Source organism: Paenibacillus sp. A3, from assembly GCF_001399685.1.
Lineage (GTDB): Bacteria > Bacillota > Bacilli > Paenibacillales > NBRC-103111 > Paenibacillus_G.
Map to the genome: position 1 here is coordinate 1 of NZ_JTHN01000271.1, position 9,075 is coordinate 9,075.

General features: G+C 53.7%; 13 protein-coding genes and 2 riboswitches. Of the genes, 8 read left to right on the forward strand and 5 right to left on the reverse strand.

What is annotated here, in order from left to right; translation table 11 throughout:
* Positions 1–418: 418 nt before the first annotated feature.
* The 3 genes from QJ48_RS32460 (at position 419) to QJ48_RS32470 (ending at position 1,720) form a co-directional block, all read left to right on the forward strand.
* Positions 419–721: a helix-turn-helix transcriptional regulator gene (locus QJ48_RS32460; RefSeq protein WP_054977457.1), complete on the forward strand. Its 303-nt coding sequence runs from the start codon at positions 419–421 to the stop codon at positions 719–721.
* An 86-nt stretch (positions 722–807) separates the two neighbouring features.
* Entirely contained in the window at positions 808–1,290 is a 483-nt protein-coding gene (locus tag QJ48_RS32465; protein ID WP_054977458.1) for an SRPBCC family protein, read from the forward strand.
* Positions 1,291–1,336: 46 nt separating this feature from the next.
* On the forward strand, positions 1,337–1,720 hold the full coding sequence (locus tag QJ48_RS32470; protein WP_054977459.1) for a DoxX family protein: 384 nt from the start codon (positions 1,337–1,339) through the stop codon (positions 1,718–1,720).
* Positions 1,721–1,781: 61 nt separating this feature from the next.
* On the opposite strand, the gene QJ48_RS32475 is transcribed toward QJ48_RS32470, so the two are convergent.
* Positions 1,782–2,639 carry an NAD(P)-dependent oxidoreductase gene (locus QJ48_RS32475; protein ID WP_054977460.1) on the reverse strand — a complete coding sequence of 286 codons (858 nt, stop codon included), beginning with the start codon at positions 2,637–2,639 and terminating at the stop codon, positions 1,782–1,784.
* Between the two features lie 97 nt (positions 2,640–2,736).
* Entirely contained in the window at positions 2,737–2,943 is a 207-nt protein-coding gene (locus QJ48_RS32480; protein WP_054977461.1) for a helix-turn-helix transcriptional regulator, read from the reverse strand.
* 237 nt (positions 2,944–3,180) lie between these two features.
* Here QJ48_RS32480 and QJ48_RS32485 point away from each other — a divergent pair, with 237 nt between their 5' ends.
* Positions 3,181–3,372 carry a hypothetical protein gene (locus QJ48_RS32485; protein ID WP_054977462.1) on the forward strand — a complete coding sequence of 64 codons (192 nt, stop codon included), beginning with the start codon at positions 3,181–3,183 and terminating at the stop codon, positions 3,370–3,372.
* Positions 3,373–3,709: 337 nt separating this feature from the next.
* On the opposite strand, the gene QJ48_RS32490 is transcribed toward QJ48_RS32485, so the two are convergent.
* The 3 genes from QJ48_RS32490 to QJ48_RS32500 all read right to left on the reverse strand — a co-directional run bounded on the left by QJ48_RS32490 (position 3,710) and on the right by QJ48_RS32500 (position 5,608).
* Positions 3,710–3,892, reverse strand: a complete 183-nt coding sequence (locus QJ48_RS32490; RefSeq protein WP_054977463.1) for a hypothetical protein — start codon at positions 3,890–3,892, stop codon at positions 3,710–3,712.
* 65 nt (positions 3,893–3,957) lie between these two features.
* Positions 3,958–4,041: riboswitch (cyclic di-GMP riboswitch) on the reverse strand.
* A gap of 148 nt (positions 4,042–4,189) precedes the next feature.
* Positions 4,190–4,996: a CAP domain-containing protein gene (locus QJ48_RS32495; protein WP_157261829.1), complete on the reverse strand. Its 807-nt coding sequence runs from the start codon at positions 4,994–4,996 to the stop codon at positions 4,190–4,192.
* 5 nt (positions 4,997–5,001) lie between these two features.
* Positions 5,002–5,136, reverse strand: a riboswitch (cyclic di-AMP (ydaO/yuaA leader).
* 124 nt (positions 5,137–5,260) lie between these two features.
* Positions 5,261–5,608, reverse strand: coding sequence for a hypothetical protein (locus QJ48_RS32500; RefSeq protein WP_054977464.1), 348 nt, complete (start codon positions 5,606–5,608; stop codon positions 5,261–5,263).
* A gap of 223 nt (positions 5,609–5,831) precedes the next feature.
* Here QJ48_RS32500 and QJ48_RS32505 point away from each other — a divergent pair, with 223 nt between their 5' ends.
* The 4 genes from QJ48_RS32505 to QJ48_RS32520 form a co-directional block, all read left to right on the forward strand.
* Positions 5,832–6,881 carry an iron ABC transporter permease gene (locus tag QJ48_RS32505; RefSeq protein ID WP_054977465.1) on the forward strand — a complete coding sequence of 350 codons (1,050 nt, stop codon included), beginning with the start codon at positions 5,832–5,834 and terminating at the stop codon, positions 6,879–6,881.
* Positions 6,878–7,678 (forward strand): ABC transporter ATP-binding protein, encoded by an 801-nt coding sequence (locus tag QJ48_RS32510; RefSeq protein WP_054977466.1) that lies wholly within the window; start codon positions 6,878–6,880, stop codon positions 7,676–7,678. Before QJ48_RS32505 ends, QJ48_RS32510 begins: the two co-directional genes overlap by 4 nt.
* Positions 7,679–7,709: 31 nt before the next feature.
* Positions 7,710–8,762, forward strand: coding sequence for an ABC transporter substrate-binding protein (locus tag QJ48_RS32515; protein ID WP_054977467.1), 1,053 nt, complete (start codon positions 7,710–7,712; stop codon positions 8,760–8,762).
* Positions 8,759–9,075, forward strand: a 317-nt coding sequence (locus QJ48_RS32520) for a ferrochelatase (RefSeq protein ID WP_193394528.1), incomplete at its 3' end; no start/stop codon positions are given. The genes QJ48_RS32515 and QJ48_RS32520, both read left to right, overlap by 4 nt.

Sequence of the window (9,075 nt, forward strand, 5' to 3'; positions counted from 1 at the left end):
TCATTGAGGATACATTTGTGTCAATGGACACCGGTGAACTTGTTGAGAAACCCGCTTCGCGTATAAAATTCTCTGCATATGCCGGTGGGGTATATCCCTCCAGCCGCTGCCCTCCCCCGGAAAGTGAAGTAGCACTTGGAAGCTTATTCCGATTACTTTCCGGGGACCCCCTATCTACCCGTGAATTTGATTAGAATTAGCGGTATTTTCACGGGTTCCAAAGGCGGACGTAAACTCTTACGGGATATACCCCACCTCTATTTGTCTGAGATTTTCTACTTCTAGGTTTTCTCAACACTCTCGCCGACCCTGGAAGGGGTCGGTTTTTTCGTCGTTCGTCCTGATGGACGGGGGTGTAGTTAAAAAACGTCTTAAATATTCCTTGACGGGAATATTCCTTTTAGGGTATATTTAGATCATGAATTCGACCTTTCGAACTCTTGCCGAGCCGAATCGGCTGCGCATGGTTGAACTCTTGCGGGAAGGCCCTCTAACCGTAGGAGAAATTGCCAGTCGGCTTGGGCTCAGTCAGCCGCAAGCTTCCAAGCATCTTCGCGCGTTAAGCGCCGCAGGGCTTGTCGAGGTGCAGGCGATCGCCAACCGGCGAATCTGCAAGCTAAGATCTCAGCCACTGCTGGAGCTGAAGGCATGGCTGGAGTCTTTTCCCTGCAGCTGGGACGAGAAGCTCGACTGCTTGCGTAATTACATGCAGGAGCTGTAAAGGAAGGGAAGGAAGTGAGCGACGGCGATCTGCAGTCGTCCTGCCGAGGATCTTCAAACAACAACACGATGTGGAGGATGAAAATCATGACAGAAAACAATTCAGCAAGCAACACCGTGACTTCCGTGGAAGGACGGGAGCTTACAGTTAAACGCGTCTTTCAAGCATCCCGCGAGCTGGTGTACAAGACATGGACGGACCCTGTACATTTGCCGCAATGGTGGGGACCGAAAGGGTTTACGATTACGGTTCAAGAAATCGATGTGCGACCGGGCGGCGTATGGCGCTATATCATGCACGGTCCCGACGGCACTGATTATGACAATGAGATCCGTTATCTCGAAGTGGCAAGCCCGGAACGGCTCGTCTACGCCCATGGCGGAGACGGAGAAGACGATTTTCACGTGACCGTTACGTTTGAAGAGCAGGACGGCGTTACCGAATTGACCATGGGAACGCTCTTTAAGTCGGCGGCAGAGCTGGAGCGGGTGGTCAAAGAGTACGGCGCGATCGAAGGCGCGAAATCGACGCTTGACCGTCTTGAAGAGCAGTTGGCGAAGCTTAAGTAAATCCGGATCAGATCATACGAACCTTAATGAAGGAAGAGGGATGAGAATGAAAAAGATCGTAACTGTTTACTGGATTTTTACAGGGCTGCTGGCGGCGTTGATGGCTTTCGGTTCGATTCCGGACATTTTGTCCGTTCCCGAGGCCGTGGCTTTATTCGATCATCTGGGGTATCCCGCTTATCTCCTTCCGTTTATCGGTACGGCGAAATTATTAGGGGTTATCGCGCTCCTGGTTCCAGGATTTCCCAGACTAAAGGAATGGGCCTATTCGGGGTTTGTCATTGATTTGGCGGGGGCAATGTATTCCAGCATTGCCGTAGGCGATCCGGCCAGCAGCTGGCTAGTTTTCTTCATCGGCTTCGGATTAATTGCCGGTTCGTATATTTTTCATCACCGCAAGCTGCAAGTGCAAACATCGAAAAGTCAGTAAGCAAGATTGTCATAGAAAGACGTAAGGGCTGTCGGGAATCCTCCCGACGGCCCTTTTTCGTCTACGTGTGCAAGCTTGCCAGGAAGCCTTCGCGCCAAGTCGGATAAAGCGGCTTCCAGCCATAGTCTTTTCGCGCCTTGGCATTGGCCGCCCCTCGCTCGCCGCGGTTACTGCCTTCCTGGATATCCGGCTCGGGCGCACCAATGGCTGCGGCATAGAAGGGCAGCCACTCCGTTCCCGGAGCCGGTTCGTCGTCCACGACGTTCACCGGCCCGTTCGGCCATTCCAGCGCAGCAACCGCTGCCCGCGCTGCATCTTCGACATGCAGAAAGGAAGTTACTCCTTCCGTCGCCTTCAGATCTTTGCGCCGCACCTTCTCGGCCATCAGCCCGCTGCGGTCGTACCAAGTTCCGGGACCGTAGAGCAGACCGTATCGAAGAATGACGTATTCCAGCATTTCGGCGACCGCCTCCTCCAGAGCCAGCACGCCGTCAACGGTCCTTTTTCGCGGCTGCGGCGCTTCTAAATCCAGAGGAACCTCTTCCGTGGCAGGATGATTTCCCGGTTCGTAGGTCCACGATATGCTTTGCGCGATCATGCGTCTCACCCCGACCGCTTGCGAAGCGTCAACCAGATTTCGGGTTCCTATCATCCGGATTCGGGCATTGTCCTCCAAGTTGTAACTGCTTAAAGAAGTGAGCTGATGGATGACGACATCCGGACGCGCCTCCCGAAGTGCAGCGATCATGGACTCCCGGTCTAAAGCATCTGCAACCAGAGGGGACGCTCCCATTTCCGAAATGAGGCTTTTCGAGGCTTCGTTACGCGTCATGCCAATCACTTCATGGCCTTCCCGTACCAGAATAGGCAGCAGCGAACGCCCGATGACACCGGTTGCTCCGGCAACCAATATTTTCATACACCTTACCTCCCGTTGAACGGCACTCCAAATATGCCTTATATGTTGACTCATCATACAAGACAGAAACGGGGGGCATTTTGTGACATTAAGGGCTTTATCGATTCTTTTTATGCTCCATGATATCGTTCGGCTGTACGCCGAAATGTGTACAAATCTTATCGATGATCTCCAGCGAGACGTATTCGTCCTTCCCTAATTTTGCAAGAGTTGCGGTGGACAAGCCCAAGCTTTCCCGAAATTCGGTTTTCGTCAATTCTTGATCGACAAGCAATTTCCATAATGGTTTATAGGAAAAAGGCATAGTTGTACCCCTTAAATGATTATCTGGTATATAAAATTAAATGTTTAATAAAACAAATATAATATTTGACTTAATATTCGATAAAGCATATAATATATTTGCGAAGTAAAACAAACGATGGAGCTGGATAGAACTAAATACAATGTAATCTAGCAGAGAATTTTCCCTAATCTTAACACAAAATGTTTACAAAATCACGAGAGTGCCAATGAGTTAAAGCATAAGGGGGTATGGGTTTTGATCGAAGAGTTGAATAAGCTGCTTGAAGATTTTCGGAAGCTCGAACATATTTGGAGCGACGAAGCGAAAAATCCAAAAGATGAATCTGGAAAAATGTACACTTTAGGAGTAAGTAACGGATTCAGGCACGCTGCCATAGCTTTAAATTCGATTGTAAAAAGCTACGGTAATATTTATTTAAACAGGTGATGATTACCGGCTATATATTGCCCAAAACGTTTACCATGTGGTAGCATTTCTTTTTTTTAGTTAGTATGTACACGGTCTTGGGCAATTATTTAAGCGGTCCCATTTGGATGCACGAAGCGAAAGGGATATCCGCCGTGACTGCGGGCTGCTATTCTGATTCGCCGGGAGACGCCTCAAGATGGGACAAACCTCCCGGAACGACGAATGCGGGGATATGGAGAACCGGGATGCCCCCGTCCTTTGGGAAACGGCGACCCTGGCTGGTGGGGAAAGTGCTGCTTATAAAGGGGAAAAACAGTCTGTTTTCGGTTCCTTCCGGGGGTTGAACAAGCCGCAATCAAATTTCGGAAGACGGACGCAGAGAAGCTTCGGAATAATCGGCCGTCCGGTTCCCGTTCATGATTATTTCATGGGTTTCTGTGTTCATATGTTTAAGCTGCTCTTTTTTCCACGCTTCGAATTTTTCCAGCGGGATCTCTAATTGTTCGATGAGAAGTTGACAATCTATCGGTTGCTTCATTTAGGATACCCCCTAGTTTTAGAAAAGGATTAAAAAACAAAAACCACCTTTCCTAGCGATGGCTAAGAAAGATGGTCCGGTTGCACTACTAGCTCCTTCGAATCCAAGTGCCCACATACAGATTCGAACTCATTGCCTACCAAGCTTCATGATACCAGTAAACAATTGAATGTGTCTGTATCGTTTCATACGGAATTTTCTAAAAAAAATTTTAGAAATGCCCGTTCTTCGAAAATAAAAGCAAAAATCGATCCCCAGGCAAGGGGACCGATCCGAAATCTTTAGGAAAATAGGCTGTTAGTTCGCGATAAACTCTTGAACCCATACGCCGTTGTAGTAAGCAACGCCGATTTTTGTAAAGTTCGGGCTAAGAATGTTTTTGCGGTGGCCGTCGCTGTTCATCCACGCATTCATTACCTCTTGTGGAGAACGCTGGCCTTTTGCGATATTTTCACCCGCATACGAATAACGAATGCCGTAAGATCTCATCATATCAAATGGAGACCCGTACGTCGGGGATGTGTGATCGAAGTAACCGTTGTTATACATGTCTTTCGCTTTGTCCAAGGCCATAGCTGTCAAGGCACTGTCGGAAGCAAGCGGCTGCAGGCCGGCTTTCGCGCGCTCTTGGTTCACGAGGTTCACCACTTGACTGGCAAAAGCAGACTGGCTGGTCTCTTGTTTGGAACCGGAATCCGGTTTTGCCGGAGTCGTCGGCTGCTGCTGGACCGGAGTCGTCGGCTGCTGCTGGACCGGAGTCGTCGGTTGTGGCTTAGCAGGAACCGGCTGCGGTTTCACTGGCGTCGTCGGTTGCGGCTTAGCAGGAACCGGCTGTGGTTTCGCCGGAGTCGTCGGCTGTTGCCATCCGTTGTTGAATCCCGGAATGTTGATGACCATTCCTTTCCAAATAACATTCGGGTTGGAAAGCTGCGGGTTCGAATTCAGCAGCGAGGACAGATCCATGCCGTATTTTTGAGAAATCGTCGACAGCGTATCGTTATCGGTTACGACGCATGGTGCGGCCGAAGCAGATGCCATACCAGCTCCGAACACCGAAGTAAGGGCCAAAACACTCACCAAAGCAGCTTTCTTCATGCGATTCAAAAAAGATCCTCTCCTTTTTCGGCCTGCGAGGTTAGCTGACGGGTTCGGGTCAAAGAGCAATCACCCGGCCATAGCATATGGCTTCACCCCAAAGGATGGGTTCCCCCGCGCTTCCAATGAAGCTTCGGCCTTGAATGTAGTTGTCCTCTCGAAAGAACCGGTTAAGTCGAACGTCTCGTCCCACCCGGTCTCTCAAGGGCCCTTACAGTCTATCACGAGGATCGCTAGATTTCACCCCACAAAGTATTCCAGCCTCAGCGCTGCTTACTTCCACTTCATCAGGATAAATCCGCCGATGATAATGAGAAGTCCGACCCACGTTTTCCACGTAGGCATCTCCTGCATGAACATATATCCCATAAGCAGACATACCAGAAGCTCGACGATTTTGGCCGACACGAGAGCCGTTGTCAGTTGGCCGAAGCTATGCTGTACCCAGCGGACGCCGTACCCGATCAGCAGATTCGCAGGAAGAAACAAAGGGAGCATCTTTATTTGAAAAAGAAACGTCGATCCGAAGGCGGGATCGATGTGCTTGCTTTGATAAGAGTAGACGGCATTGACGATCACCAGACCGACGAAAAGACACGCAAAGCCGAGAACAGCGGACATGTATCGGAAGACCTCCTCCATTGTTGAGAACAAGTGAAGAACCATCGAGCTCTCTTGAATGTTTCCCTGAAATAACAAATTTTATTGACTCTAAGAAAATTTCCTTATAGAATAAATTTTGCACTAGGTAAAAATATTTGTACATAGACAAATGTTTCTTTTGCCGCCCGCCGCCGAACGTTTCGGCAAGCGGGCGTAGACGAAATCATAAGGAGGATTCCTGTTGTTCAAGCGTCGGCATCTTTTGTTTTCCTCCCCGTTTTTTGTTTTTGGACTGCTTTTCGTGCTTCTTCTAGCCAGTATCGTGATGGCCGCCGGCTTCGGGCCCGTGTCCGTTCCGTTTAAACAAACGTTTGCCCTGCTGCTGGAAAAATTGGCCTTTCCGGTGGACAGCACGGCGGGGGAACGGGAGCGGCTGGTAGTGGAGCAGGTACGGCTGCCGCGCGTGCTGGTCGGCGCGCTTGTAGGTGCGGCGCTCGGCATCTCGGGCGCTTCGATGCAAGGATTGTTTCGCAATCCGCTCGTTGAGCCAGGCTATGTCGGCGTATCCAGCGGAGCCGCTGCCGGGGCCGTGTGCGCCTTGTATTTCGGCCTGACGCACTTGGGGGTATGGCTGCTCCCGGCTGCCGCTTTTACCGGAGCGCTGCTTGCCGTCTGCGTCATCCTGGCGGTTTGGCGGTGGAGCAGCCGTTCTACGGTAACGACGCTTCTGCTGCTCGGGATCGGCCTGAACGCTTTGTTGTCCGCCGTTATCAACATCCTGGTCGCCAGCTCGCGGAACGAGCAGGAGCTGCGCAGCATTATTTTCTGGCTTCAAGGCGGGCTGGAAGCCCGGACTTGGGGACACGTGCAGCTGATTGCCGTGCCGATTCTAGTCTCTTGCGTCTTGCTCTGCGCTTTCGCCCGGGATTTGAACTTGCTGCTGCTTGGCGACGAGCATGCCCAGAGCAGCGGTATGAAAGTGCGCGCGGTGCGCTACCTGATTCTGGGCCTCGCTTCGCTCATGACCGGCTCGGCCGTTGCGGTGAGCGGGATCATCGGATTCGTCGGTTTGGTCGTTCCGCATATGATCCGTTTATGGACCGGACCGGATCACCGGGTGCTGCTGCCGGCCAGTGCGCTTGGAGGAGCCGTATTTTTAGTTGTTGCGGATCTGATATCCCGGATGGTTCTCCAGCCGGTGACGCTGCAGGTTGGCGTCGTCTGCGCTTTCATCGGGGCGCCGTTGTTTTTGGGCATGGTATTGAAATCCGGAAAAGGGGCGGTGGCATGAGTACGGTTATTGCAGTACGGCAGCTGTGGCAGCGGGCCGAATCGAAGACGATCCTGCATGACGTCAATTTGGAGATGAGGCCCGGACGCTTCATCGGCTTGATCGGTCCGAACGGCAGCGGCAAATCGACGCTGCTTCGCGCCATGGGCGGCTTGCGCCGGCCGGCTGCCGGAGAAGTGCTATTGGACGGGGCCTGCTTGCACCGGATGAAGCCTAAGGCAGTCGCCCGCCATATCGCGTATGTGCCGCAGGATTTGAGCGCGGAGCTTGATTTTACGGCGGAAGAGATCGTGATGCTGGGGCGTTATGCCCACCGGGGGCGGTTTGCTTCCGCCTCTGCGGCAGACCGCGAAGCAGTGCGGGAGGCGATGCGGACAACCGGGATTACCTCGCTTGCGGACCGCAGGGTGACGGAGCTATCCGGCGGGCAGCGGCAGATGGTGTTCATCGCCAAGGCGCTTGCCCAGCAGCCGCGGATTTTGCTGCTCGACGAACCGATTTCGGCGCTGGATATCCGGCATCAGCTGCGTGTCATGAAGCTGCTGCAGGAAAGAACGAATGCCGGGCTGCTCGTCGTTGCCGCTTTGCACGATTTGAATTTGGCGGCGCGGTTTTGCGACGAGCTGATCCTGCTTCGGCACGGACATGTACTGGCTTCCGGGGCGCCGGAGTGCGTCATGACATCCGAACGGCTCCGGCAGGCTTACGGGGTGGAAGCCTCGATCCGCCGCGACGAACGGACCGGCAAGCCTGCGGTGACCGCCTTGGACGAAGTCCGGATGCAGGCGGCTTATTAACTACATAGAAAAAATGGAAAAGGTGAGAGTCATGCTGCATCGGTATCATATGAAAAATAAAAGATCGGGTTTCAAGCCTTGGCGGCTCGGAGGAACGATCGCGCTGCTGCTGCTCGCGACGGCGTGCGGTTCCCAAGCGGCGCCTGCCGGACCGGTCGGCGGACAGGAGGGGAAGGCTCCGGCAGGAGCCTATCCGAGAACGATTGTGACAGGCGGTAAGCACGAGGTGGTCGTTCCGGCCAAGCCCGAGCGTATCGCCGCGCTATCGCTGGATACGGCCGAGATGGCGCTGGAACTGGCTGATCCTTCCCGTTTCGTCGTTGCGCCCCGCAGCTTGGACAACGAGCAGTTGTCCGTTCATGCCGCGCAAGGCAAGCTGATCGGCACCAAAATAACGGGCGCGACGAAGCTCGACCCGGAGCAGGTGCTGTCCTACAAGCCTGATCTGGTGCTGATGACGACGATTCATGACGGGGAAAAGGACGCCGATCCGATTTTGAAGCAGGCGGGCATTCCCGTGATGACCTTTAAGGAGTGGGGCACCGTTCGGCAAATCATGGACCAACTGAACCTGATCGGGCAGGCTCTCGGCGAAGAGGAGAAGGCCAAGGCCGTGACGGACCGGATGAAGAGCAAGCTGGAGGCCGCCCGGAATAAAGTCGAGGGACGTAAAGCGGTCTCCAAACCGACGGTGCTCGTGCTTTCGCCGGTTGGTCCGAATACGGGACCGTATATGATGGGACCGGACAATATATCCAGCGATCTGGTGCGGCTGGCAGGCGGCGTGCCCGCTGTCGAAGCGATGGGGCTGCCCCGCACGACGAAAGCGACGATTGAGCAGATTATTCAGGCGGACCCGGATTGCATCCTGCTCTCCGACTGGGAAGGGAAGAAGGAGCAGGCGTTCCGGGAGCTGACCGGAAATCCGGGCTGGAGCGCACTGAAGGCGGTGAAAGAAGGCCGGGTCCGGGTTATGGCGGCCAAGCAGCTGGTGAACGCCAATCCGGCCGTCGTTGATTCGATCGAAGAAATTGCGGACGTACTGGAGCCGGCTTCCGGCGTGAAAAAGGAGGCCGGAGCATGATCGGGATACTGCTGCCGGTGTACGGGCTGGTCCGGTCCGTCGACGAGATCGAGCCGTTCTATACGCATATTATCCACGGACAGCCTCCGGGCGAAGAGCGGCTGCAGGATGCGATCTGGCGCTACCGGCAGCTTGGCACCTGCGATCCGCTCGCCTCCGTCACGCTAAGGCAAGCGGAAGCGCTGGAGCGAAGGATCGGAGCGCTGCTATTGGACGAAGTTAGAGTCTACGTCGGCTGCAAGCATACGCCGCCTTTTGTCCCCGATGCGGTGGAGCAAATGATCCGGGACGGTGTACGTCGCGTGGCGACGCT

Excerpts from the sequence above, each read along its gene's own strand:
- QJ48_RS32460 (WP_054977457.1), top strand. The coding sequence starts at position 419 with ATGAATTCGACCTTTCGAACTCTTGCCGAGCCGAATCGGCTGCGCATG.
- QJ48_RS32465 (WP_054977458.1), top strand. The coding sequence starts at position 808 with ATGACAGAAAACAATTCAGCAAGCAACACCGTGACTTCCGTGGAAGGA.
- QJ48_RS32470 (WP_054977459.1), top strand. The coding sequence starts at position 1,337 with ATGAAAAAGATCGTAACTGTTTACTGGATTTTTACAGGGCTGCTGGCG.
- QJ48_RS32475 (WP_054977460.1), bottom strand. The coding sequence starts at position 2,639 with ATGAAAATATTGGTTGCCGGAGCAACCGGTGTCATCGGGCGTTCGCTG.
- QJ48_RS32480 (WP_054977461.1), bottom strand. The coding sequence starts at position 2,943 with ATGCCTTTTTCCTATAAACCATTATGGAAATTGCTTGTCGATCAAGAA.
- QJ48_RS32490 (WP_054977463.1), bottom strand. The coding sequence starts at position 3,892 with ATGAAGCAACCGATAGATTGTCAACTTCTCATCGAACAATTAGAGATC.
- QJ48_RS32500 (WP_054977464.1), bottom strand. The coding sequence starts at position 5,608 with ATGTCCGCTGTTCTCGGCTTTGCGTGTCTTTTCGTCGGTCTGGTGATC.
- QJ48_RS32510 (WP_054977466.1), top strand. The coding sequence starts at position 6,878 with ATGAGTACGGTTATTGCAGTACGGCAGCTGTGGCAGCGGGCCGAATCG.
- QJ48_RS32515 (WP_054977467.1), top strand. The coding sequence starts at position 7,710 with ATGCTGCATCGGTATCATATGAAAAATAAAAGATCGGGTTTCAAGCCT.